The 22,549-nt window shown below is 70.0% G+C and carries 25 protein-coding genes; 9 read left to right on the top strand and 16 right to left on the bottom strand.

Features of this window, described 5'->3' with window-relative positions:
• Positions 1–12: 12 nt before the first annotated feature.
• Positions 13–1,083: a hypothetical protein gene (locus tag BDK92_RS25040; protein WP_147457113.1), complete on the bottom strand. Its 1,071-nt coding sequence runs from the start codon at positions 1,081–1,083 to the stop codon at positions 13–15.
• Positions 1,084–1,134: 51 nt separating this feature from the next.
• A complete protein-coding gene (locus BDK92_RS25035) occupies positions 1,135–2,046 on the bottom strand; it encodes an AraC family transcriptional regulator (RefSeq protein ID WP_121162555.1) in 912 nt (303 codons plus the stop codon).
• A gap of 85 nt (positions 2,047–2,131) precedes the next feature.
• Here BDK92_RS25035 and BDK92_RS25030 point away from each other — a divergent pair, with 85 nt between their 5' ends.
• Complete coding sequence (locus tag BDK92_RS25030) at positions 2,132–3,094, top strand: SDR family NAD(P)-dependent oxidoreductase (RefSeq protein WP_121158904.1); 963 nt, start codon at positions 2,132–2,134, stop codon at positions 3,092–3,094.
• A gap of 79 nt (positions 3,095–3,173) precedes the next feature.
• Here the strand turns inward: BDK92_RS25030 and BDK92_RS25025 are convergent, their stop codons facing one another.
• Together BDK92_RS25025 and BDK92_RS25020 are read right to left on the bottom strand one after the other, a co-directional pair.
• Positions 3,174–3,368 (bottom strand): DUF397 domain-containing protein, encoded by a 195-nt coding sequence (locus BDK92_RS25025; protein WP_121158903.1) that lies wholly within the window; start codon positions 3,366–3,368, stop codon positions 3,174–3,176.
• The gene (locus tag BDK92_RS25020; protein WP_121158902.1) at positions 3,359–4,147 is read right to left on the bottom strand and encodes a helix-turn-helix domain-containing protein; all 789 of its coding nucleotides are present in this window, start codon (positions 4,145–4,147) and stop codon (positions 3,359–3,361) included. Before BDK92_RS25020 ends, BDK92_RS25025 begins: the two co-directional genes overlap by 10 nt.
• 244 nt (positions 4,148–4,391) lie before the next feature.
• Here BDK92_RS25020 and BDK92_RS25015 point away from each other — a divergent pair, with 244 nt between their 5' ends.
• From BDK92_RS25015 to BDK92_RS24995, 5 genes are all read left to right on the top strand, one after another.
• Positions 4,392–4,613, top strand: a complete 222-nt coding sequence (locus BDK92_RS25015) for a hypothetical protein (protein ID WP_147457112.1) — start codon at positions 4,392–4,394, stop codon at positions 4,611–4,613.
• Between the two features lie 98 nt (positions 4,614–4,711).
• Positions 4,712–4,876 carry a hypothetical protein gene (locus tag BDK92_RS25010; RefSeq protein WP_246017232.1) on the top strand — a complete coding sequence of 55 codons (165 nt, stop codon included), beginning with the start codon at positions 4,712–4,714 and terminating at the stop codon, positions 4,874–4,876.
• A 29-nt stretch (positions 4,877–4,905) separates the two neighbouring features.
• Positions 4,906–5,091: a hypothetical protein gene (locus BDK92_RS25005; protein WP_147457111.1), complete on the top strand. Its 186-nt coding sequence runs from the start codon at positions 4,906–4,908 to the stop codon at positions 5,089–5,091.
• A gap of 25 nt (positions 5,092–5,116) precedes the next feature.
• Entirely contained in the window at positions 5,117–5,383 is a 267-nt protein-coding gene (locus BDK92_RS25000; RefSeq protein ID WP_121158899.1) for a hypothetical protein, read from the top strand.
• Positions 5,384–5,562: 179 nt separating this feature from the next.
• Positions 5,563–5,925, top strand: coding sequence for a VOC family protein (locus BDK92_RS24995; RefSeq protein ID WP_211349661.1), 363 nt, complete (start codon positions 5,563–5,565; stop codon positions 5,923–5,925).
• Here BDK92_RS24995 and BDK92_RS24990 read toward each other — a convergent pair.
• The 10 genes from BDK92_RS24990 to BDK92_RS24945 all read right to left on the bottom strand — a co-directional run bounded on the left by BDK92_RS24990 (position 5,915) and on the right by BDK92_RS24945 (position 16,556).
• Positions 5,915–7,015, bottom strand: coding sequence for an acyltransferase family protein (locus tag BDK92_RS24990; RefSeq protein WP_170208674.1), 1,101 nt, complete (start codon positions 7,013–7,015; stop codon positions 5,915–5,917). The genes BDK92_RS24995 and BDK92_RS24990 overlap by 11 nt on opposite strands.
• The gene (locus BDK92_RS24985; RefSeq protein WP_121162553.1) at positions 7,012–7,656 is read right to left on the bottom strand and encodes a M15 family metallopeptidase; all 645 of its coding nucleotides are present in this window, start codon (positions 7,654–7,656) and stop codon (positions 7,012–7,014) included. Before BDK92_RS24985 ends, BDK92_RS24990 begins: the two co-directional genes overlap by 4 nt.
• Positions 7,653–8,828 carry a UDP-N-acetylglucosamine--N-acetylmuramyl-(pentapeptide) pyrophosphoryl-undecaprenol N-acetylglucosamine transferase gene (locus BDK92_RS24980; protein WP_121158897.1) on the bottom strand — a complete coding sequence of 392 codons (1,176 nt, stop codon included), beginning with the start codon at positions 8,826–8,828 and terminating at the stop codon, positions 7,653–7,655. The genes BDK92_RS24985 and BDK92_RS24980 overlap by 4 nt, the downstream gene beginning before the upstream one ends.
• Before the next feature lie 137 nt (positions 8,829–8,965).
• Positions 8,966–10,018 carry a D-alanine--D-alanine ligase family protein gene (locus tag BDK92_RS24975; protein WP_121158896.1) on the bottom strand — a complete coding sequence of 351 codons (1,053 nt, stop codon included), beginning with the start codon at positions 10,016–10,018 and terminating at the stop codon, positions 8,966–8,968.
• 5 nt (positions 10,019–10,023) lie between these two features.
• The gene (gene alr, locus BDK92_RS24970; protein ID WP_121158895.1) at positions 10,024–11,301 is read right to left on the bottom strand and encodes an alanine racemase; all 1,278 of its coding nucleotides are present in this window, start codon (positions 11,299–11,301) and stop codon (positions 10,024–10,026) included.
• Positions 11,302–11,871: 570 nt separating this feature from the next.
• The gene (arfB, locus tag BDK92_RS24965; protein ID WP_121162552.1) at positions 11,872–12,291 is read right to left on the bottom strand and encodes an alternative ribosome rescue aminoacyl-tRNA hydrolase ArfB; all 420 of its coding nucleotides are present in this window, start codon (positions 12,289–12,291) and stop codon (positions 11,872–11,874) included.
• Between the two features lie 86 nt (positions 12,292–12,377).
• Positions 12,378–13,295 carry a S1C family serine protease gene (locus BDK92_RS24960; RefSeq protein ID WP_121158894.1) on the bottom strand — a complete coding sequence of 306 codons (918 nt, stop codon included), beginning with the start codon at positions 13,293–13,295 and terminating at the stop codon, positions 12,378–12,380.
• 181 nt (positions 13,296–13,476) lie between these two features.
• Entirely contained in the window at positions 13,477–14,436 is a 960-nt protein-coding gene (locus tag BDK92_RS24955) for a VWA domain-containing protein (protein WP_121158893.1), read from the bottom strand.
• Positions 14,433–15,386, bottom strand: a complete 954-nt coding sequence (locus BDK92_RS24950) for a DUF58 domain-containing protein (protein ID WP_246017574.1) — start codon at positions 15,384–15,386, stop codon at positions 14,433–14,435. Before BDK92_RS24950 ends, BDK92_RS24955 begins: the two co-directional genes overlap by 4 nt.
• Before the next feature lie 117 nt (positions 15,387–15,503).
• Complete coding sequence (locus tag BDK92_RS24945) at positions 15,504–16,556, bottom strand: AAA family ATPase (protein ID WP_121158891.1); 1,053 nt, start codon at positions 16,554–16,556, stop codon at positions 15,504–15,506.
• Positions 16,557–16,698: 142 nt separating this feature from the next.
• On the opposite strand from BDK92_RS24945, the gene BDK92_RS24940 reads away from it, so the two are divergent.
• Positions 16,699–17,790: an endonuclease/exonuclease/phosphatase family protein gene (locus BDK92_RS24940; protein WP_121158890.1), complete on the top strand. Its 1,092-nt coding sequence runs from the start codon at positions 16,699–16,701 to the stop codon at positions 17,788–17,790.
• Positions 17,791–17,860: 70 nt separating this feature from the next.
• Here BDK92_RS24940 and cimA read toward each other — a convergent pair whose 3' ends face one another.
• On the bottom strand, positions 17,861–19,453 hold the full coding sequence (gene cimA, locus BDK92_RS24935; protein ID WP_121158889.1) for a citramalate synthase: 1,593 nt from the start codon (positions 19,451–19,453) through the stop codon (positions 17,861–17,863).
• A 351-nt stretch (positions 19,454–19,804) separates the two neighbouring features.
• Here cimA and BDK92_RS41240 point away from each other — a divergent pair, with 351 nt between their 5' ends.
• Together BDK92_RS41240 and BDK92_RS24925 are read left to right on the top strand one after the other, a co-directional pair.
• Positions 19,805–20,383, top strand: coding sequence for a PRC-barrel domain containing protein (locus BDK92_RS41240; RefSeq protein ID WP_425462255.1), 579 nt, complete (start codon positions 19,805–19,807; stop codon positions 20,381–20,383).
• Between the two features lie 128 nt (positions 20,384–20,511).
• Positions 20,512–21,252 carry a tyrosine-protein phosphatase gene (locus BDK92_RS24925; RefSeq protein WP_121158888.1) on the top strand — a complete coding sequence of 247 codons (741 nt, stop codon included), beginning with the start codon at positions 20,512–20,514 and terminating at the stop codon, positions 21,250–21,252.
• A 198-nt stretch (positions 21,253–21,450) separates the two neighbouring features.
• Here the strand turns inward: BDK92_RS24925 and BDK92_RS24920 are convergent, their stop codons facing one another.
• Positions 21,451–22,548, bottom strand: coding sequence for a branched-chain amino acid aminotransferase (locus BDK92_RS24920; RefSeq protein ID WP_121162550.1), 1,098 nt, complete (start codon positions 22,546–22,548; stop codon positions 21,451–21,453).
• Position 22,549 lies beyond the last annotated feature (1 nt).

Below are 22,549 nucleotides of genomic sequence, written 5' to 3'. Positions count from 1 at the left end.
AGCTCAGGAGGGCTAGGGGTGGTGGGTGGTGGCGGCGGGTTTGACCAGGGCGAGCCAGTGCGCGGCCTGGTCGGCCGGGAGCGGGCCCTGCACGGTCAGGGTCGGGCGCATCAGCGGGTACGCCCGACCGGCGTTCCAGGTCCGTTCGTAGGGCGACGGGTCGAGGACGACCACCCGTACCCCGTCCAGCTTCGGGATGTCGGCGGGCCTGCCCTCGTTCCAGATCCACTCGCCACCGGCGCTGACGAGGTTGAAGTTGCCCCGGATGCCGCCCGAGGGGGCCAGTTCCTCGCCGTCCGAGGCGGCGGCGATCTCCTCGGCGCTCGGTCGCCGCCCCGGCAGCATGCCCTGTGACTCGTCGCCGATCAGCGCGGCGGCGAGCAGGGTGTGGAGTTGGAAGTTGTCACCGATGCCGCTGATCTCCACCCGGAAGCCACGCCCGGTCGCCCGGTCCAGCACGATCAGCGGTTCGTCGTCCAGGACCAGCAGCAATCCGTGCAGCCAGTGCGCCGTACCGATGCTCTCGCGCATCGTGTCGATGGCGGCGGTGAGCCGGGCCCGCTCGGGCAGGATGGCGCGTACGTCCTTGCGCTGCGACAGGTACAGCACGGGCTGCACCCACTGACCGCCGCAGAACCACGCCTGCGCCAGCATCGAAGCGTCCCACTCGGTCAGGCCGAGGTCGGCGGCACCGCCGACGAACCGTTCGAGCGTCGGTTGGATCTGCTCCGCGTCCTCGGCATCCGGCACGTCTCCGAACGCCGTCCGGTACAGCTCTTCGAAGCGCTCCGCCTGCTCCATCGCCTCGGCCGCCCGGTTGACGAGGGTGGGCAGCACGATCGTCGGGTCGGTGCCGTACTCCGCCATGCTGCCGGCGACCTGGGCGAGGTCGGCGCCCATTCCGTACGGAATCTGCGCGAGGACCGGCACCAGCTTGCCCAGAGCCGCCTGCACCTTGTCGGGGCGGGTCTGGGGTGTGGTGCGGGTGATTCCTTGCAGCGCCTCGAAGAACCGCTGGTCGTCGCGGGTTTCCACGGCAGCGACGAGGGCATCGACATGGTCGCCAAGATCTCTACCAAACATCCCGGCGAGCCTAGTGCCCACCACGGGTGTGTGCGTGCCCGCTCCGTCGGCTCAGCCGACCCCGGCTGTCTGCCTGCGGTAGGCCCGTGGCGAGAGGCCGGTGGTGCGCTTGAACGCCACGCTGAAGGCGCTCTCCGACCCGTATCCCACGCTGCGGGCGATCACCGCCACGGTCTCCCCGCCCCGCCGGATGCCTTCGGCGGCGAGTTCGATCCGCCATGCGGTGAGATATTCCAGCGGGCCTTGGCCGACGATCCCCTTGAAGCGCGCCGCGAGGGTGGACCGGGAGACCGTGGCGACCCGGGCCAGTTCCGCCACGGTCCACGGGTGGGCCGGGCGGTCGTGCATCGCCCGCAGCGCCGGGGCGACGACCGGGTCCGCCAGGCCGGCCAGCCAGCCCGAGGTGGCACCCCGGGCGAGGTGCAGGCGCAGGACCCGGATCAGCATGACGAGGGCAAGGTGCTCCGCGGCCAAGGTGCCGCCCATGGGCGCCTGCCGCAGTTCGGCGTCGATCTCGCCGACGGCCCAGTGCACGGTCGCGGCCTCGGGCGACGCGGCGGGGACGTGGATGACCGGCGGCAGGCTGGCCAGCAGCAGGGTGCTGGCCCGATCGCCGAAGGTGAACGCGCCGCCGATGAGGAACACGTCGTCGCCGTCGCCGACCCGGGCCACGCCGTCGACTGCTGCGACAAAGAGCGGCGGCGCCGGCTCCGGCCGGGTCTCGGGGTCACTGGCCAGGGTGAACGCGCGCGGAAGGGTGAGCAGGAAGCAGTCTCCCTGCTCCAGGCTGATCGGGTCGGCCACGCCGTCGACCCAGAGCAGGCAGCGACCACGCCGTACGGCGTTGAACTTGACGCCGGTCGGCGGATCGAACCGGACCGCCCAGCGCCCACCGGCGGTCATGGAGGCGGAGATCTGGCTGGTGGCGCCGAGCAGCGCCAGCACATCCTCCAACGGATCCACGAGCACCTCGATCTGGACGTTCACTAAAGAGTGACGGACCCTAGACTATAGGCAGTCCGAGGTTTGCGCTCATACCGTCGAGGTCATGGCAACCACCTCGCGTTTGACGACCCCGTTCACCGCCCGCACCACCGCCACCGAGATCCTCGACGGCGTCGACCTCGTCGGGCGTCGCATGATCGTCACCGGGGGCGCCTCCGGCATCGGCACCGAAACCACCCGGGCCCTGGCCGGTGCCGGCGCGGAGGTCACCGTCGCCACCCGCGCCCCGGGCCGGGCCGCCGCCCTGGTCGAGGAGTTCGCCGGTCCCGGTCCGGGCAGCGTACGCGCGGCAGCGCTCGACCTGGCCGACCTGGCATCGGTCGACTCCTTCGTCGCGACCTGGGACGGTCCGCTGCACGCGCTCGTCGGCAACGCCGGGATCATGGCGATCCCCACCCGGCAGCTCACCTCGGTGGGTTGGGAACTACAACTCGCCACCAACTACCTCGGCCACTTCGCGCTCGCCCGTGGCCTGCACGACAACCTCCGCGCCGCCGGATCGTCCCGGGTGGTGCTGGTCAGCTCCGGAGCGCACCTGCGCGAGGAGGTCGACTTCGACGACCCGCAGTTCGAACGGCGGCCGTACGACCGCTGGGTCGCGTACGGCCAGTCGAAGACCGCCGAGGTCCTGCTCGCGGTCGGCATCGCCCAGCGTTGGGCGGCGGACGGGGTCACCGCCAACGCGCTCAACCCCGGGTACATCAACACCGAGCTGCAACGTCACATGGACGACGAGGCGCTGCGCGGGTTCGGGGTGTTGGACGAGGCGGGGAAACGGATCGACCTGCCGTACTACAAGACGCCCGCCCAGGGTGCGGCGACCACGGTCCTGCTGGCCGCGTCGCCGCTGGTGGAGACCGTCACCGGCCGCTACTTCGACGACAACCAGGAGGCGGAGGTGGTCACCGACAAGGAGGCCCCCGGTGGGGTGGCCGCGCACGCCCTGGACCCGGCCACCGCCGACCGGCTCTGGACGTACGCCGAGCAGGCGCTGGCGTCCCGCTGACCCGTCCCCGCCCGACCCAGGTTAGGAAGGGCCCCTTCCTCTACCGAATGCGATAACAAGGGGCCCTTCCTTACGAGAGCTAGGGGCGGCGGGCGGCCACGTCGGTCACGAACGCCTGCCAGGCGTCCGGGCCGAAGGCCAGGGTGCCACCGTCACGATCCTTCGTGTCCCGCACGAACACCCGCCCCGGCAGGTTGCCCGCCACCTCGACGCACGCTCCACCCTGGCTGTTGCTACGGCTGCTCTTCCGCCACTCGGCGCCGGTCAGGTCCATGTCTCCGCCACTTCCGATATCAACTCAACGGACTGCTGATGGGGCAGGGCCTCGCCCCGGATGGACTCCCACACCTGCACAGCGTGCTTCACATCCTCGGCGCGGTCGGAGGTCTGTCCAGGAAGTTGGCACTCCGCATAGACGACATCCTCTCCGACCGGCGGGGTGACAATCACGAAGGGGCCATCCAGGCCAGCGTACGCACCGACGGACGTCGGGACGACATGGATTCGGACCCGGGGAAGGGACGCCCCGATCTTCGCCAGGTGTTGCAGTTGCTCGCGCATCACGGTGGGTCCGCCGACCATCCGGCGCAACACGAACTCGTCGATGACGACGGTGAGCACGGGTGGCTTCTCCCGGGTCAGGATCTCCTGCCGCTCCAGGCGTGCAAAGACCTGCTGCGCGATCTCCTCCTCTGGGATCAGGCCCGAGGAGGCGAGCACGGCACGCATGTACGCCTCGGTCTGGAGCAGGCCGGGCACGTAGAGCGGCTCGAACCAGCGCAGGGCGGCGGCCTCCGCTTCGATAGCAGCGAACTCGCGGAACCAGGCGACCATCGTGTCCCGGCTGATCAGGCGCTGGATGCGTTCGAAGAGGCCGCCCGTGCCGAAGACGTTGTCGCAGCGGCGGGCGAAGTCGCCGCTCGGACGGCGGTCGCCATTCTCGATCTTGCCGACGAGTGCGGTCGAATAGTTGATCGACTCGGCGAGATCCTGTTGCGACATTTCGGCAGCGGCACGGGCCATGCGCAACTCTTCGCCAAAGTGCTCGAGCATTGGTGATCTTTGCACGGACATCCTCCAGACAAGTAGCCGACGTGTGGATCACACCCCGCTACGCGATTGGGGTCGATGTGTTGCGCCTCCGACGGTAGTGAGTGCGGCACCAAGATGTCACTAGTGGAACCGCTCGAATCCATCGGCAAATGGAAAGGACGGGCGGGACTGCGGGGCCGCCCCCGGGCTCCCCACCCGACTTCCCCGGGGCGGCCCCTTCCACAATCGAGAGAACGGAGAATGCGTGATGCATGTCGAGGACCCCGACCACGCCGAATCTTCCGACGAATCCACGTCGGGAAACGCGCCGCGCGAGATGACCACCGAACTGCCGCCGATGCCCCTGCCGCGAAAGCGCTCGACCAATCGGGGACGGGGGTACGGCACCCCGTCGATCGCCCCGCTGGAACTCTTCGCGGTCGGTGTCTCCGGACGGCGCCGCCGAAACCCGAACCGGCCGGCGTGACGGCTGATCGGCGTACCCGGATGAGAGCGCACCTGCCGATGCGGCCGACCTGACGGTGCCGGGTCTGCGCGGCCGAATGGCCGTGCGGCCCGGCCCGGTTGGCCCTGCTCAACGAGTTCCGGGGCAAACGGGTCGCGCTCTGCCTCTACCTCTCCGGGCAGTACGTCTGCGCTCTCAAGGACCTCGCCGAGTACGCGCCGAACACCTCCACCAAGGGGCTGTACGAACGTTTCGTCGGCTGGCCGCCGGTCCCCCGGCTGTGAACGGGTTGGAACGGCCACGACTGGTGAAGGTGACCTTCAACCTCACCGCCGTGGCGGACACGGCGTTGACGAAACTCGCCATGGTCGACGGCAATCGCACCGACGCGCTCAATCGTGCGGTCAGGGTCGCCGCACTGCTCCGGGAAATCGCACCGGCGGACCGTTTCACCATCACCGAGGCCGATGGCCTGCGGCGTGAAATCTATCTGTTATGAGAAATCACCGGGGAGGGATGCGACGGTGGACGAGGACGATCTCAGCGTTCCGCACCGCCCCGACACCGGATGGTTGTGCGCTGATTGCGCCCGACCGTGGCCGTGCCCGATCTTCCGGGGTCGACTGCGCATTCTCTATCACCGTGAGTCGGACAAACTCGTGACCTTCATGGAGCACTTCCGGGAACGGGCGGCCGAGGAGCTGACCGATCTCAGCCCGGCCGAGATCGAGGCCCGGTTCCTCGGTTGGATTTCCGACCCGCCGCCGCGCCGCCGCCTCCGCTCGATCTGAGTGCCACTTCGGCCGAACCGAGGGCGATCGTGTCGGGCTGTGGTCGTCTGTTACCCCTGGAGGGGCAGTGGACGACCACAGCCTGGTGTTTGCTGGGGGCTTGCGACGCGGTGTGGGTGGGCAACAATGCCCGGGAGAACACCGACAGCCTGGGAGGAAACGTGACCACCCGTCCACCGATGTTCGTCTCCGGGATCGTGCTCGACTCACCCGACGCGCGCGAGCTGGCCGCGTTCTACCAGCGGCTACTGGGCTGGCGCATGGAGCAGGACGAGCCGGACTGGGTGAAGCTGGCCGCACCGAGCGGCGGTGCCGGGCTGTCGTTCCAGACCGAGTCGGCGTACGTGCGACCGACCTGGCCCGCCGGCCCGGGCGACCAGCAGATGATGCTGCACCTCGACATCGAGGTGGACGACCTGGAGAGCGCGGGGGCGCACGCGGTGGCCGCCGGGGCGACCCTCGCGGACTTCCAACCCCAGGAGGACGTACGGGTCTACCTCGACCCGGCCGGCCACCCGTTCTGCCTCTTCGTCAACGACTGACCGGGGCCCCGCCCTGCGCCGGCTGTTGACCCGCCGGCCGCTCCGGAATCCGGGCGATCCGGTTCAGCACCCGCTTGAGTGGAGGTGCCACCGGTCGCTCGACCAGGGCGTGAATCGCGTACGCGAGCACACCCATGACCGCGATCAGCCCCACGACCAGCACCCACTTCATCCCCGCGTACGGCGCCACCTTCGGGCCGAGCCAGGCGAGCACCACGAACCCGATGTGCGCGTGCACGAGATACAGCGGGTACGTCAGCGACCCGGCGACCGAGAACCACGGCCGCCCCAGCGTGGAGGTCGCCTTCAACGCGACCAGCAGCATGATCATGAAGATGGCCCAGATCACGCCGACGATCACCCACTGGTGGAAGTCGGTCTTGTACCGCTCGGCGACGTCGGCGGCGAAGCCGATCCCCCGGTAGACCGCGTTCGCGTACGACAGGATCAGGATCGCGGCCAGCTCCCAGCTCATGCCGAACCGGTAGATCAGGCCCAACGCCATCCCGGCGATGAAGTAGTGCGAGAACGTGGTCTGGAGCAGCAGGTCCGCCGCACCCGGCAGCACCCCGAGTTCCATCAACCCGGTCAGCGCCAACCAGCCCCAGAGCACCAGCAACACCCGGCGCTGGGTCAGCCCGATCAGGGCCATGACGAACACCACCAGGTAGAACCGGAGCTCGGCCCAGAGCGTCCAGTAGACGACGTCGATGTTCTCGACGTTCGCCGCCGCGTTGAACATGGTCAGGTTCGCCAGGTACTGGAAGAGGCTGACGGCGAACTTGCCGGAGACGACGCTGACCACGGCGGTGAGCGTGACCGCGACCCAGAACGCCGGATAGAGGCGGACGATCCGGGAGACGACGAACTGCTGCGGCGTACGCCCCCAGGCGCTCAGCAGCACGACAAAACCGCTGATCACGAAGAAGAGGTCGACACCGAGGTAGCCGTACCGGCTGAACTCCCCGGCCAGCGGGAACTTCACCGGGGTCAGGCCCTGCATCCAGGCCGAGAACGTGTAGTGGAAGACGACAACGGCGACGGCGGCGATGATCCGCAGCAGGTCGACCTCGTAGAGCCGCTGCCTCACGACAGGGCCACAGGGCCGTACCGGGTGCTGTTCGCGCCGGTGCTCAACGCCCAGTAGCGGTCGCCGAACGACCAGTGCCACCACTCCGTCGGGTAGTTGACCATGCCAGCGGCGGAGAGCGCGGCGGAGAGGATGTCACGGTTGACCCGGGCCTGCGCGGAGATGTCCGGCGAGCCGGTGAAGCAGGCGTTGGCGCTGGCCACCGGACTGTCGTTGACGGCCGTACCCATGTCCAGCTCGACCCCGTCGACGGTGCAGAGGGTCAGGTCGACGGTGCCGCCGGTGCTGTGCGGGGCGACGTCGGGCGGGGAGACGTACTTGCTCGCCTCCACGTGCACCCGGGCCGGCTCCCAGTCGGGGTACTTCATCCGCAGCTCGTCCTTGTAATCCTCGAAGTAGGTCGTCTGGAGGTCCAACGGCCGGTAACCCTCGACGATCAGCAGCCGCAGCCCACCGGGGAGGCTCCGCTGGGCGGTCAGCAGCCGCGCCAGGGTCTCCTCCCTAAGGTGCGCGTACGCCCCGGCCGGGTCGGCCAGGCGGTCGTCCACCAGCAGCTCGTCGACCTGACGGAGGTCGATCAGTTGCTCACCATTGTCACCGAGCGGAATGGCCGAGATGCGGGGATCGGAGAGAAGGATCATGCCCCGTACCGCCCGGCGGCGTCGATCAGCGCCGTCGCGACCGCAGCGGCGGCGTCCGGACGGCCATGTTGCCGGGCGGTGTCGGCCATCTGCCGACGGTAGTCGGGGTGGTCGAGCAGCATCATGATCTCCTCACGCAGGCGGTCGGGGGTGGCATCGGGGCCGGCGAGCATCCGGGCCGCACCCGACTCGGCGAGATGCCGGGCGGTACGCCGCTGCTCGTCGCCGCCGGTCGGGATGAGCGGAATGAAGACGCACGCCTTGCCCAGGGCGGTGAGTTCGGCGACCGTACCGGCGCCACTGCGGGCGACGACGATGTCGGCGGCGGCGAGCACGTCCGGCATCTCGTCGTGGACGTAGTCCACCACCCGGTACCGGGCGCGCAGATGCTCGGGCAGCCCGTCGGCCACCTGCCGCATCCGGTCGAAGGAGTACTCGCCGCACTGGTGCAGCACCTGGCACTTCGACAGCAGGTCCGGCAGGATCTCGGCGACCAGGTTGTTCACCTGTACGGCACCCTGCGCGCCGCCGGTGACGTAGAGCAACGGCAGGTTCGGGTCGAGGCCGAACGCGGCCAGCGCCCGGTTCCGGTCCCCGGCCAGGATCTCGGGCCGGATCGGGTTACCGGTCACCACCGCGCGTGACTGCGCCCGCTTCGGCAGGTGGTCGACCGAGGATTCGTGGCTGAGCAGGACCGTGGTGGCGATCTGGGCCAGGATCCGGTTCGCCAGCCCCAGCGTCAGGATCTGCTCGTGCATGACCAGCGGGCGGCGGGTCAGCCAGGCCGCGATGCCGATCGGTACGCAGACGTAACCACCGGTGGAGAGGACCACCGCCGGCCGGGTACGGGCCACAATCATGATCGCCTGGAGCACACCGAACGGGATGCGGAACGCGTCGGTGATGTTGCGCCACAGCTCGTTCAGGTTCGGTGAGCGGCGCAGCTTCCCGGTGGTGATCGCCTTGAACGGGATGCCCTCCTGGCGGGCGATCTTCGCTTCGAGCCCGTGCGAGACACCGACCCAGAGCAGTTCCGGCTCGGTGCCGGCCACGGCGAGCCGGGAACGCAGCGTACGGATGGTGGTCAGCGCCGGGTAGGTGTGCCCGCCCGTACCCCCACCGGTGACCACCACTCGGATCTTGCGGAGACGCTCCGCGGTGTAGATGACCATTGCCTTTACCGTCTGCCCATCTCGATCGACCGTCGGGTGTGGACGGTGCCGCGCCGCTGGGCGCGACACCGTCGAATCACGGCAAGTCCTCGCCGTTCAACGCGGGACCCCGTCATTCACGGCGATGACTCTGCCGGTCACGCTACGGCCGCGCGCAGCGGGGTCTCCTTGCGGGCGCCGGAGATGAGAATGTCGAGCAGGGCGGAGAACTCGACACCGGCCCGCGCCCAGATCTGCGGGTACTGCGACGCTGCGGTGAAGCCGGGGAAGGTGTTCACCTCGTTGAGTACCGGCTCGCTCGGGTCCCCGGTCCACGCCGTGCTGCCCCGGACCGCCACCCCGGCGGCCCCGGATTCCGCCCCGGTCCCGACCTCGGGGAGGAAGAAGTCGACGCGGAGCAGGCCACGGCAGTCGAGCGCGCGGAACGCCTGCACCGCCCGGTCCTGCAACCGCTGGGTGGTCTCGGGGTCGAGCCGCGCCGGAATGTCGAAGACCGCGCCGCCCTCGTACTTGGCGTCGTAGTCGAAGAAGGCCGCGCTCGACACCTTGATCTCCAGCGGCGGGCCGGCCTCGATCCGCCCGTCGGGGTACTGCAACACCGCGACGTCGATCTCGCGACCGCGGATCGCCCGCTCGACCAGGATCCGGCTGTCACTCTCCCGCGCCAACGCGATCGCCGCCGGCAGCTCCGACCAGTGGTCGACCTTCGAGACACCGAGGCTGGAACCGGCCCGTGCGGGCTTCACGAACACGGGCAGACCGAACCGCTCCCGGTCCGCCTCGGACAGCTCGTCGTCCGGGCCGAGCGACACCCCGTCGGCCACCCGCAGGCCCTCGGCTGTCAGCAGACGCTTCGTGATCGCCTTGTCCATGCCGGCGGCGCTGGCGAAGACACCATTGCCCACGTACGCGACATCGAGCCACTCCAACATGGACTGGACGGTGCCGTCCTCGCCGAACGGGCCGTGCAGCGCCGGGAAGACCACGTCCTGCCGGCCGAGTACGTCCAGCGCCCCGCTGAAGCTGACCGGCGTGCCGTCGACCTGCCACCCGCCGTCGCGCTCGATCAGCACCTCGGTCACGTCGTACACGTCGCGGTCCAGGTGCGCCAGGATGCTCGCCGCCGAGCGGCGGGAGACGTCATGCTCACCGCTTCGCCCGCCGAACAGCACGGCCAGCCGAATACTCATTGCGCTCATCGCTCCCCGTCAATGTATGCACGCGCCACCCGGGATCCAACGCCGGTCAGGACCTCGTGCGGATTGGTTCCCGCCCACCGTGCCCATTCCGCGACGGTGGGTACGGTCAAATCGGACGACCCGGGGTCAGCCTGGTCGAACGAATCGGCCCGGTCAAACGGGACATCGGGAGCGGAAGAAGCAGCTCGATTCGACACGCCGGAATCGGGGCCGAAGACGACCACCGGGTCACCGAGCGCCACCGGTAGGTCACCGGCGTCAACGACACACTGGTCCATGGCGATCCGGCCGACGATCCGACACCGCCGACCACCCAGCCAGACCGAGGCCCGCCCCTCGGTCGTACGCGACAACCCGTCGGCGTAACCGAGCGGAATCAGGGCGAGCGTGGTCGGACGGCCGGTCACATGTTCCGGCCCGTACGAGACGCCACTTCCGGCGGGCACCCGCTTCACGTTGATCACACTCGTACGCAGCGTCATCGCCGGCCGCAGACCGAACCGACCCGGCCCGGTCGCGCCGAACGGGTCGACGCCGTACAGGGCCACCCCGATCCGACAGAGGTCGAACCGGGCCGCCGGGGCGGCCAACGCCGCCGCCGAATTGGCCAGGTGCACCAGTTCCGGAGCGAGTCCGGCGCCCCGGGCCACCTGCAACGCCTCAAGGAACGTCGCCGTCTGGCGCGCGGTGCTCGTGATCGGGCTCGTGCTCGCGCTCGCCGACTCGGCGTTGGTCAGCTCCGCCTCGGCGTTGGTCAGCTCCGCCTCGGCGTTGGTCAAATGCGACCACACGCCACGTACCCGCAGGCCCCCCTCGACCTCGTACTTCCGGGCCCAGGCCACGAGTTCCGGCCAGTCGCTGCTGACGGCACCGTTGCGGGAAAGTCCGACGTCCGCCTTGAGCTGCACCATCGCCGGCACCCCGAGGCGCATCCCGGCGGCGGCGACGGTGTGCAGGTGGGCCAGGGTCGACACGGCGATGTCGACATCCGCGCCGATCAGGCGGGTGAAGTCCTCGTTCGGCCGGTGCAGCCAGCTCAGCATCGGCGCGCGGATTCCGGCCGTACGCAGAACCAGCGCCTCGGTGGTCGACGTCACACCCAGCCAGCTCACGCCCGCGGCCAGCGCGGCCCTGGCCACCGGCGCGGCACCGTGGCCGAAGCCGTCGGCCTTGACCACCGCCATCAAACCGGTCCGGGCCACCGCCGAGATGGTACGAACATTGTCGGCGATCGCCGTGAGATCGATGACGGCCTCGGCGAGTTCTCCGCTCACACCGGCCGTCCGGGGCGCCTCGGCGCCGCATTGGCTGGTCGGCGGCCGAGGTGGGTTCGCGGCAGTCGCGGGCGTGACGGGGAGCCCGTGAGGGAGGTCATCGGTACGGGTCCTTCCTCGTGATCCATCGGGCGCTGGAGCGACACCGTTGGAGCGGGCTGGCCGAGCCGACCCCCCGGGCTCGGGCACGGATCACGGTCGGTGTCGGCGCCCTGACGCCGCTCCGCTCGGGCTGGTCAGCGCTGTCCCACCCGAGGCGCCGATCGGCCGCTGCCCGGCGCCATCGCCGAACTATACCCAGCATGTATAGCGGGTCCGGATACGAGGCCGCTGTGGGGTCCACCACGACCGGTCACCCATACCCCGGCAACAACGCGGCCGGCACAAATGCAACGGAACGGACCGACCGGTACGACATCCGCCCCATCATGCCCAACAGCCGTGAGGATCTGATGAAGAACCGGTCATCGCCTCATCTCGGGGCGACAACCGGTTGATCGGTGCGTTCGACAGTGGTTCCGGTCAGCCTCGTCCAGGCCGTTCTCGTCAATCCTGGTCCGAGCGTTCTCGTCAGTCCTCGTCCGAGCGGCGCAGCCGCTTGGTCTGACCGCGTCGCTTCTTGTCCGCGATCCGGCGTTCCTTCGCGCCACGGGACGGCCGGGTCGGGCGACGCGGCGGCGCGGGCGGCGCGGTCGCCTCGGCCAGCAACGCGGCCAGCCGTTCCCGGGCCGCCTCCCGGTTCATCAACTGCGACCGGTGCTCCGAGGCGGTGATGGTCAGCACCCCGTCGACCAGCCGGTTTCCGAGCCGGTTCAACGCGCGTTCCTTCAGGTGCTCGGGAAGCGCCGTCGAGTTGGCCAGGTCCCAGGACAACTCCACCCGCGAGTCGGTGGTGTTCACACCCTGGCCGCCCGGACCGCTCGACCGGGAGAAACGCCAGTTCAGTTCCGCATCGGGAATCGTCGTCCCGGGCCGGATGGGCAACGTCATGACGTCGGCCACCCGGCTCGTACGCACACCACGTCGTCAGCCATGGCTAGAGGTTAGTCCCCTCGCCGCGTACCCTCGCCGGCATTTCAGCCGCCCTTGCCGATGATGGTGTCGGCCACCTGCTGGACCTGCTCGATCGGGATGGCGAAACCGATGCCGATCGAACCCTTGCCGTCGATGGTGGCGATCGCGGTGTTCACCCCGACCACCTCACCCCTCGCGTTGACCAGTGGTCCACCCGAGTTACCCGGATTGATCGGCGCATCGGTCTGGACCGCGCGGTGCCGGTTGTTGCCGAGCTTCACCTGCCGGTCCAGGGCGCTGACGATGCCGGCGGTCACCGTACCGTGTAGACCCAGCGGCGAACCGACCGCGAGCACCGGCTCGCCCACCTTGGTCGCGCCCGGCTTCGCCAGCACCAGCGGCGCCAGGCTGGCGGCCGGCTCAACCTTGAGTACGGCTATGTCGCTCCCCGAGTCCCGCCCGACCACCCGGGCCGGCATCTGCCGCCCGTCCGGGGTCTCGACCATCACCGACGGCTCACCGCCGGAACTGGTGCCGGTGCCGGCCGGGCTGCCGGGAGCCGCCGACGCTGCCGCCGCACTGGCCTGGGCCACGATGTGGTCGTTGGTGATCAGATGCTGCTGGTCGTCGATGGCGAACCCGGACCCGGTCGCCATCCCACCGCCGCTGGCCACGGTCACCGAGACCACCCCCGGTACGACCTGCGCCGCCGCTCCCACCATGTCCGGCGGGAGCGCCGACGGCGAAGCGGACGCCTGCGGGGACACCTCGCCCTGACCGGCGACGTAACCACCGGCGAGCCCACCGGAGGCGATCGAGAGTGCGACCACGGCGAGACCGGTCAACAGGATCCGTCGCCAGCGTCGGCTGGTACGGGACCCGTCGCCGGACCCGTTACCCGGCCCGCCGTACGCAGGGTCAAGATCGGGTGAGATGAACCATGGGCCGCGCGGCTCGCCCAGCCCGCTCTGCTGTGCCATGACGCACTCCTCGTCTGGTCGGTCCCGCTCAGCCCTACCTGTCCCCGTCGCCCTACCTGTCCCGTCGCATTACCTGTCCCGTTGCCCTACCCACCCCTCCCGCCGCACTCCGCGCACCATCCCGAGGCCGCGTTAGGAAGGGGCCCTTCCTATACAAAAAGCGATAACAAGGGGCCCTTCCTTACGGGAGGCGGGAGAACCAGAGCATCGAGCCGCTGGCGGCGGCGAGGGCCAGCAGCAGGCCCACACCGATGAAGCGGGCCGATACGTCCTGCTGCTCCATCCGGTAGCCGACCGACGTGCCGATGTCCTCGTAGACGGCCCGCAGTTCGGCGCTGGTGCCGGCTTCGTGGAACTCGCCACCGGTCTCCTCCGCCACGGTGCGCAGGGTCTGACCGTCGACCGGCACCCGGATCGGGCGCCCGCCCCGGTCGATGTACCCGGCGGCGGTGCCGAAGGAGATGGTGTGCACCGGCACCTTGAGTTTCACCGCGTCGTCGGCGGCTGTCATGGGATCCCGACCGGAGGTGTTCGCACCGTCGGAGAGGAGCACGATCCGGGCCGGTGGTGGCTCCTGCGCGGCCTGCGAGTCGAGTGTCTGGACCGCTTCCAGCGAGGTGCTGATCGCCTCTCCGATCGCGGTTCCCTGCACGCCGGTGCTTCCCTCGGCCAGTCGTTTGATGCCGAGGTGCAGGGCGTCCCGGTCGGTGCCGGGTGGCACCAGTACGGCGGCGCTGCCGGCGAAGGCGACCAGCCCGACGTTGAACTCGTCGGGCAGCGCGTCGGCGAACTTGTGCGCCGCCACCTTCGCCGCCGCCAACCGGTCGGGTTCGACGTCGGTGGCGAGCATCGAGGTCGAGACGTCGACGGCGACCATCACGGTGGCCCGTTCCCGGGGCACGCGTACCTCCGCCGAGGGGCGGGCGAAGCCGACCACCAGCAGCGCCAGCATGGCCAGGAAGAGGCTCGCCGGTACGTGCCGGCGCCAGGCCGGTCGTTTCGGCGCGACCCGGTCGAGCAGCCGCAGGTTGCTGAAGCGGACCGCGTACTGGCTGCGTCGCCGCTGCATCAGGACATAACCGACGGCGACCGCGAGTACGCCCGCGAGCAGCCACAACCGTTCTGGGGACTGCCAGGTCACCGCACACCTCCCGGTCCCGTCAGGGTTGCCGTCGCGGCCGGCTGCCGGGCCGGTGCGCCGGCTCTGGCCAGCCGTCGGCGGGACTGGACGTGCCGGGCGATGTCGGCGATCCAGTCCCGGTCGGTACGGAGCACCAGGTGCGCGGCGCCGGTTCGGCGTACCGCACCGGCGACCAGTTGCCGCTGGGCGGCGGCGGCCTCGGCGAAGCGTTCGCGTACCCGGCGGTCACCGGTCGACACCTCCCGGCGATGGCCGCCCTCGGGGTCGACGAACGTGATCACCCCGACGTCCGGCAGTTCGAGTTCGCGCGGGTCGGTCACCTCGATCACGAGCACCTGGTGCCGGGCAGCGAGCCGGCGCAGCGGGCGTTCCCAGGTGGGTTCGCCGGTGTCGGCGTCCGGCAGGCCGTCGAGCAGGTCGGAGACGACCACGGCCAGTCCGCGTCGCGGGGTGGCCGAGTTCAGCGCGCTGATCGTCTCGGCCAGCGATGGTGGCCGTGCCTGGTCGGCGCCGCGCGGCGCCGCCAGCATGGTCCGCAACAGGCTCAACAGATGGGTACGACCGGTACGGGCCGGAAAGCGGCGGACTCCCTCCGGACCGAGCAGGTGCGCACCGAGCCGGTTGCCGGACCCGGCGGTGAGGAATCCGACGGCGGCCGCCGCCGCGACGGCGAGTTCCCGTTTCTCCACCTCGGCGGTGCCGAAGTCCATGCTCGGGGTGGAGTCGACCAGCAGCCAGGTGGTGAGTTCCCGGTCGGCGTCGACCTCGCGTACGTGCGGCAGCGTGGTCCGGGCGGTGACGGCCCAGTCCATCCGGCGTACCTCGTCCTCCCCGGGTCGGTACTCCCGGCTGCCGGCGCATTCGGAGCCGGGTCCGGGCAGCAGCCCGAGGTACTGCCCGTGCAGCAGCCCGTCGAGCCGCCGGTTGATGGCGAGTTCCAGCCGGCGCAGCCGGGCCTCGGGTACGAGTTCGCCGAGCGTCGCGTACCCGAGCGAGTCGTCGGCCGGTCCCCGCCTGGTCACCGCGTCTCCCCGGTCATGCCGCTGCCCCGGCCGTCGCGTCTGCGGTCATGCCGCGGCCAGGCCGGCGGGGCGGTCGTCCCGGCGGGCCGGGGCGATCCGGGGCGGTGGCACCGCCTCGATCAGCCGGCGCACCACCGCCTCGGCCGGTATCCCGTCGGCGACCGCGTCGAACGAGAGCACCAGCCGGTGCGAGATGACGTCCACGGCCAGTTCCCGGATGTCCTCCGGCAGCACGTAGTCGCGGCCACGCAGCATCGCCTGGGCTCGCGCGGCGGCGACCAGGCCGAGGGTGGCGCGGGGGCTCGCCCCGTACGCGAGCAGCGGCGCCACGTCCTGAAGGCCGAACCGGCCGGGGTTGCGGGTGGCCAGGATCAGCCGCACCACGTACTCGGCGAGCGCGTGGTGGACGAAGACCTGGGCGGCGCGCTGTTGCAGCGCCCGCAGTCGGGTGGGGTCCAGCACCTGGCGGGCCCGGGGCTTGTCGCTGCTCATCCGGTAGAGGATGGCGAGTTCGTCGACGTCGCCCGGGTAGTCGACGGTCACCTTCATCAGGAACCGGTCCCGCTGCGCCTCGGGGAGCTGGTAGACGCCCTCGGACTCGATCGGGTTCTGGGTGGCCAGCACCAGGAAGGGTTCCGGCACCCGGTAGCTGTTGCCGCCGATCGAGACCTGACGTTCGGCCATCGCCTCCAGCAGCGCCGACTGGACCTTCGCCGGTGCCCGGTTGATCTCGTCGGCGAGCACCAGGTTCGCCATGATCGGGCCCAGTTCGACGTCGAAGGTCTCCTTCGACGCGCGGTAGATCCGGGTGCCGACGATGTCGGAGGGCACCAGGTCCGGGGTGAACTGGATGCGGGAGAAGGTGCCGCCGACAGTCGTCGCCAGGGTCTGGGCGGCGAGCGTCTTCGCCACCCCGGGTACGCCTTCGAGCAGGCAGTGCCCGTCCGCGAGCAGCGCGGTGAGCAGCCGCTCGACCAGGCGGTCCTGCCCGACGATCACCCGTTTGACCTCAAACAGGGTCTGTTCAAGCTCGGGGCCGGTCGACGTCGTCTCGACCGGCCTGGGTCCACTGGCCAAGGTGTCCGACATGTCCGTCACGGTGCAAGCTTCCCCGTCAGGACACCGGCAAACATGTAAGGACCGGGTTCACCCGAGTGGTGCCGGAAGAACGTGGGCCGTCCGGCACGGGTCCGCACGGGAAAGACACAGGACCACCACAACGATCCGCTACGTTGCCCGGATGACCGCCCCGAGCACCCACACCGACAGCGGAGAACCGACCGGCACCACCGGAAAGCCGACCGGCACCGCCCGAGAGTCCACCGGCACCGGCACCGGCACCGGAGCGCGGGCACGGGTCGGGGACGCGGTCACCCGCCCCCGCCGACGGCTACCGGACGTCCTCTGCTGGCTGTCGCTCCTGCCCGGTCTCGGCTGGGCGGTGGTCCGCTTCGGCGGACTGGAACAGGGCCCACTGGTGCAGTTGCTGGCCTTCACCCCGTACGTCGTGGTCGGCACGCTGGTGCCGCTGGGACTGGCGCTCGCCCTGCGGCGCTTCACCGCCGCGGCGGTCGCGGCCCTGGTCACGCTGAGCCTCGCCGCGCTGGTCGCGCCCCGGGCCCTGGCCGACGAGCGCCCGGACGCCAGCGGACCGGAGATCCGGGTGCTCACCGCCAACCTGCTCTTCGGCACCGCCGACCCGGCCGCACTGGTCGCGCTGGTACGCGACGAGCGGGTGGACGTGCTCGCGGTGCAGGAGTTCACCCCTGAGATCGCCGTGAAACTCGACCAACTCGGACTGGCCGACCTGCTGCCGCACCAGCAACTCGGGGCGGATACCGGGGCGAGGGGAACCGGCCTCTATGCCCGGTTCCCGCTGCGCGACGGTGGCGTACGGCGCAACGGCGGCAGCTTCCTCCAGGCGTACGCCACCGTGCTGGTGCCGGGGGCGCCGCCACTGCTGGTCGAGTCGGTACACCCGATGGCACCGCACTCGCTGGACGTACTGCCGTTCTGGCGGGCCGACCTGGAGGCCGAGCCGCCGGCCAGCCCGGACGGCCCGGTGCGCGTACTGGCCGGGGACTTCAACGCCACCCTCGACCACGTACTGCTGCGCCGGCTGCTGGACACCGGTTACACCGACGCCGCCGACGCGACCGGCAACGGGCTGAGCGGCACCTGGGGCCCGTACGACGGCGACCTCATCCCGCCGGTCACCCTCGACCACGTGCTGGTGGACCGCCGGATCGCGGTACACCACAGCTCCGTACCCCGGCTCCCCGGAAGCGACCACCGCCCGGTCCTCGCCAACCTCACCCTCCCCGCCGCCTGAGCTGGCTGGAGTGAAAGGAAGGGCCCCTTGTTAACGCATAGCGTTAACAAGGGGCCCTTCCTTTCACTCCTTACACTTCGGCGGGGGCGGTACGGGAGACGCCGTACGTGAGCGCGTCGACCAGGGCATGCCAGCTCGCCTCGACCACGTTGTTGTGTACGCCGACCGTGGTCCAGTCCCGTCCCCGGTCACCGACCGTCTCGACCAGCACTCGGGTAACCGCCCCGGTGCCCTGGCTCCCCTCCAGGATGCGCACCTTGTAGTCGGCGAGCCCGAACGTCAGCAGTTCCGGGTAGTGCTTCGTCAGCCCCACCCGCAGCGCCTCGTCCAGGGCGTTGACCGGCCCGTTCCCCTCGGCTGTGGCGATCACCCGCTCACCCCGTACGCGGATCTTCACGGTCGCCTCGGAGACCACCGAGCCGTCCTCGCGGTGCTCGACCAGCACCCGGTACGACTCCAGGCTGAACGGCCGGGGCACGTCCTCGCCGGGCAGTTCCGAGCGGACCAGCAGCTCGAACGAGGCATCGGCGGCCTCGAAGGACCAGCCACCGGCCTCCAGTTCCTTGACCCGCTTGCTGACCCGGGAGAGGGCTTCCGGATGGCCGGCCAGATCAAGCCCGAGCTCACGGCTCTTGAGTTCGATGCTGGCCCGGCCGGCCATCTCGGTTACCAGGATCCGCATGCCGTTGCCGACCAGGGCCGGTTCCACGTGGTTGTAGAGCAGCGGATCCACCTTGATCGCACTCGCGTGCAGCCCCGCCTTGTGAGCGAAGGCGGCGGCCCCGACGTAGGCCTGGTGGGTGTCGGGGGCGATGTTGGCGATCTCCGTGATGGCGTGCGAGACGCGCACCATCTGTTCCAGGCACCCGTCCGGTAGGACGGGAAGCCCGAGCTTGAGTTGAAGGTTTCCGACGACGGTGAACAGGTCCGCGTTGCCGGGGCGTTCGCCGTACCCGTTCGCGGTGCACTGGAAGTGCTCGACGCCCGCCTCGACCGCGGCGACCGTGTTGGCGACCGCGCACCCGGTGTCGTTCTGGCAGTGGATGCCGAGCCGGTCGGGGCTGATGCCGAGCCGGTCGGTGAGCGCACCGATGGCGGCGGTGATCTGGGAGGGGAGCATGCCGCCGTTGGTGTCACACATGACCACCCGTTCGGCGCCGGCGGCGAGCGCGGTCTCGACCACCGAGGCGGTGTACGCGGGGTCGTGGCGGAAGCCGTCGAAGAAGTGCTCGCAGTCGAGGAAGACGCGGCGCCCCTCGGCGACGAAGTGGGCGACGCTGTCCCGCACCATGGCGAGGTTCTCGGCGGCGCTGGTGCGCAGGGCCCGTTCGACGTGCCGGAGGTCGGACTTGGCGACCAGGCAGACCGCTGGCGTCTCCGCGTCGAGCAGGGCGCGTACCTGCGGATCCTCGGCGACCGCCCGGCCGGCCTTCCTGGTGGCGCCGAACGCGACCAGGATGGCGTGACGCAACGTGAGGTCGGTACGGGCGCGGCGGAAGAACTCGGTGTCCTTGGGCATCGCGCCCGGCCAGCCGCCCTCGATGAAGCCGACGCCGAACTCGTCGAGCAGGCGGGCCACGGCCAGCTTGTCGACCACCGAGTAGCTGATCCCCTCGCGCTGTGCCCCGTCGCGCAGCGTCGTGTCGAAGACCTGGAAAGCCATCTGAGTCCTTTCGCAGCAGCACGTCCGCCCGGCCCTCGGCCCACCGCCGGACAAACAAAATGACCCCCCGCTGGTGCGGGAGGTCTGCGCGCTCGGCGTGAGGGGTTGCCGGCGCGCTAGTCGCAAATAATGAGTACGTGGTGGGTCACGGTCGGTACTCTGCCACCCCCGACCGGATTTCGGGAGGGAAAATCCATATCTCGGGACGGTGGGGTCACGGCACGAGCTGACCGGACAGCCGGAATGGCACGGCGCAAAGAGGCCGGACGGGCGGAAGGTGTACGTTCCGGCGACTCTGGGTAGCAGGTTCCGGGACAGCGAAGTCGAGGACGAGAAGAGGAGTGACAGCCCATGAACAGGCTTGATCCTCAGCCGACCCCGGACCAGAACCCGGAACCGATCCCGTTCCGGACGCCCGAGCCGACCCCGGACCAGGCGCTGGACCCGACCAGCCGTCGCGGACCCGACGAGTGGACGGGCTCCGCCTCAGCGGAGACGTACGGCTCGACGGGTACCTCCCTCCCGCCGGGCGCGTACGAGTCGACCGACTCGTTCCAGCCGTGGCGCTACCGGGACGACGCCGGGGTGACCGGCGCCGACCTGGTCGGCTACCACGTGGAGGCGACCGACGGCGGCATCGGCAAGATCGACCGCGCGAGCTACGAGGTCGACGCCAGTTTCCTGGTGGTCGACACCGGCCCATGGATCTTCGGTAGGAAGGTCATGCTGCCGGCCGGCGTGGTCAATCACGTCGACCACGATGACCGCAAGGTCTACGTGGACCGGGACAAGGCCCAGATCAAGGCCGCGCCCGAGTACGCCGAGAGCGACCACACCGATCCCACCTACCTGGACAAGATCGGTGGCTACTACGGCGGCATGTACGGGCTCCCCGGCACGCCCCCGCTCCCCCCGCACCGGCCGCTCTAGGTGTAAGGAAGGGCCCCTTGTTAACGCATAGCGTTAACAAGGGGCCCTTCCTTACATGCAGGCGGGAGTCGCGAGTGGATGATCATTTGCCTCGGCGGGTGGCCTGTACGGGCGGATATGGTGAGGCCATGGACGCATCCCCGATCAGCCGCGTGACCACCTTCGCCAGCATCTTCAACTTCCGCGACGTCGGTGGCTACACCGGACTCGACGGGCGCACGGTGCGCTGGCGCCGGCTCTACCGGTCGGACTCGCTGCACCGGATCGAAGAGGTCGACCAGTCGGTCTTCGCCGAGCTGGGCATCCGGACCGTGATCGACCTGCGCCGACCGCACGAGGTGACCCGGGACGGCCGGGTGCCGGCGTACGACGGGCTGACCTACCTGCACATCCATCCCGAGCACCGGGAGTGGGACGAGGTCCCGTACGAGGAGGATCTCGGGGTCGCCCGGTACCTGGCGAACCGCTACCGGGATCTGGCCGAGACCGGCGCCGCCGGCATCGCCCATGCCGTCGGCACGATCGCGGACGAGGACACGGCACCGGTGGTGGTGCACTGCGTGGCCGGGAAGGACCGGACCGGAGTGGTCTGCGCACTGACCCTGTCACTGCTCGGGGTGAGTGACGCCGACATCGCCGCCGACTACGCGTTGAGCACCGAGGCGTCCGAGCGGTTCCGGGCCTGGATCAGCACCCACCTGCCGACGGCGGCACCGCTGCCCCGGCCCTTCTACTCGTCGCCGGCCGAGGCGATGATGCTCTTCCTGACCGAGCTACGCCAGCAGCACGGCTCGACCGAGGAGTACCTCCTGTCAGCCGGCCTGACCCGGGGCCAGATCGCCACCCTCCGCGCCCACCTGCTCGACTAACCCCCCACCCACGCCCTGTTGATCATGAAGTTGGAGCGGAGATTCGATCGAATCCCCGCCCCTAACTTCATGATCAACGACGCAGGTGGGGCAACGACGCAGGTGGGCAACGACGCAGGTGGGCAACGACGCAGGTGGGCAACGACGCAGGTGGGCGACGAACGGGTGGGCGACGAACGGGTGGGCGACGAGCGGGGGTCAGCTGACCCGGTGGACCCAGTTGTGGGTGTCGTCGGCCCGGCCCCGCTGGAGGTCGACCAGGCGCTGGCGCAGCCCGGTGGTGATCTCGCCGGGGTTGCCGTCGGCGATGGTGAACTCCCCGTCCGGGAAGCGCACCCCACCGATCGGAGTGATCACCGCGGCGGTGCCACAGGCGAAGACCTCACGGAGTTTGCCGCTGGCCGCGTCGGCCTGCCAGTCGGCGAAGCTGACCGGCCGCTCGACCACGGTCCGACCTTCCTCGCGGGCCAGGGTCAGCACCGAGTCCCGGGTGATGCCGGGCAGGATGGTGCCGGTCAGCGGCGGCGTCACCAGGGTGCCGTCGTCGTAGACGAAGAAGATGTTCATCCCGCCGAGTTCGTCGACGTACTTGCGCTCGACAGCGTCGAGGAAGACGACCTGGTCGCAGTCGTGCTCGATCGCCTCGGCCTGGGCGACCAGCGAGGAGGCATAGTTGCCGCCACACTTGGCCGCGCCGGTGCCGCCCGGAGCGGCCCGGGTGTAGTTCGGTGAGACCCAGACGTTGACCGGCTTGACGCCGCCGGAGAAGTACGACCCGACCGGGGATGCGATCACCACGAAGAGGTACTCGTTGGCCGGCCGCACGCCGAGGAAGACCTCGCTGGCGAACATGAACGGGCGCAGGTAGAGCGTGCCGTCGTCGGCGGTCGGGATCCACTCCCGGTCCGCCTCGATCAGGTGGTGCAGCGCGTCGAGGAAGACCTGCGGCGGCAACGCGGGCATCGCCATCCGGCGGGCCGATTCGACAAACCGCTCGGCGTTGGCCTCGGGCCGGAACAGGGTCACCCCTCCGTCGGCCGCGTGGTACGCCTTGAGCCCCTCGAAGATCTCCTGCGCGTAGTGCAGCGCCGCGGTCGCCGGGTCCATCGGGATCGGGCCCCGGGCCTCCACCCGGGCGTCGTACCAGCCCTTGCCCTCGGCGTAGCGGATCGTGACCATGTGGTCGGTGAAGACCCGACCGAATCCGGGATTTGCCATCAGCGCGGCCCGCTCGGCGGCGGATACCGGGCGAGGATTCGGACGGATCTCGAAATCGAGCTTGTCACCACCGCTCATC

The sequence above is a fragment of the Micromonospora pisi genome, from assembly GCF_003633685.1.
Classification (GTDB): domain Bacteria; phylum Actinomycetota; class Actinomycetes; order Mycobacteriales; family Micromonosporaceae; genus Micromonospora_G; species Micromonospora_G pisi.
This window is presented reverse-complemented; position numbering and strand designations above follow the sequence as displayed.

Excerpts from the sequence above, each read along its gene's own strand:
- BDK92_RS24940 (WP_121158890.1), top strand. The coding sequence starts at position 16,699 with ATGACCGCCCCGAGCACCCACACCGACAGCGGAGAACCGACCGGCACC.
- BDK92_RS24975 (WP_121158896.1), bottom strand. The coding sequence starts at position 10,018 with ATGAGTATTCGGCTGGCCGTGCTGTTCGGCGGGCGAAGCGGTGAGCAT.
- BDK92_RS24925 (WP_121158888.1), top strand. The coding sequence starts at position 20,512 with ATGGACGCATCCCCGATCAGCCGCGTGACCACCTTCGCCAGCATCTTC.
- BDK92_RS25030 (WP_121158904.1), top strand. The coding sequence starts at position 2,132 with ATGGCAACCACCTCGCGTTTGACGACCCCGTTCACCGCCCGCACCACC.
- BDK92_RS24985 (WP_121162553.1), bottom strand. The coding sequence starts at position 7,656 with ATGATCCTTCTCTCCGATCCCCGCATCTCGGCCATTCCGCTCGGTGAC.
- BDK92_RS24995 (WP_211349661.1), top strand. The coding sequence starts at position 5,563 with ATGTTCGTCTCCGGGATCGTGCTCGACTCACCCGACGCGCGCGAGCTG.
- BDK92_RS24920 (WP_121162550.1), bottom strand. The coding sequence starts at position 22,548 with ATGAGCGGTGGTGACAAGCTCGATTTCGAGATCCGTCCGAATCCTCGC.
- BDK92_RS41240 (WP_425462255.1), top strand. The coding sequence starts at position 19,805 with ATGAACAGGCTTGATCCTCAGCCGACCCCGGACCAGAACCCGGAACCG.
- arfB (WP_121162552.1), bottom strand. The coding sequence starts at position 12,291 with ATGACGTTGCCCATCCGGCCCGGGACGACGATTCCCGATGCGGAACTG.
- BDK92_RS24960 (WP_121158894.1), bottom strand. The coding sequence starts at position 13,295 with ATGGCACAGCAGAGCGGGCTGGGCGAGCCGCGCGGCCCATGGTTCATC.
- BDK92_RS25020 (WP_121158902.1), bottom strand. The coding sequence starts at position 4,147 with ATGCTCGAGCACTTTGGCGAAGAGTTGCGCATGGCCCGTGCCGCTGCC.
- BDK92_RS25040 (WP_147457113.1), bottom strand. The coding sequence starts at position 1,083 with ATGTTTGGTAGAGATCTTGGCGACCATGTCGATGCCCTCGTCGCTGCC.
- cimA (WP_121158889.1), bottom strand. The coding sequence starts at position 19,453 with ATGGCTTTCCAGGTCTTCGACACGACGCTGCGCGACGGGGCACAGCGC.
- BDK92_RS25025 (WP_121158903.1), bottom strand. The coding sequence starts at position 3,368 with ATGGACCTGACCGGCGCCGAGTGGCGGAAGAGCAGCCGTAGCAACAGC.
- BDK92_RS24980 (WP_121158897.1), bottom strand. The coding sequence starts at position 8,828 with ATGGTCATCTACACCGCGGAGCGTCTCCGCAAGATCCGAGTGGTGGTC.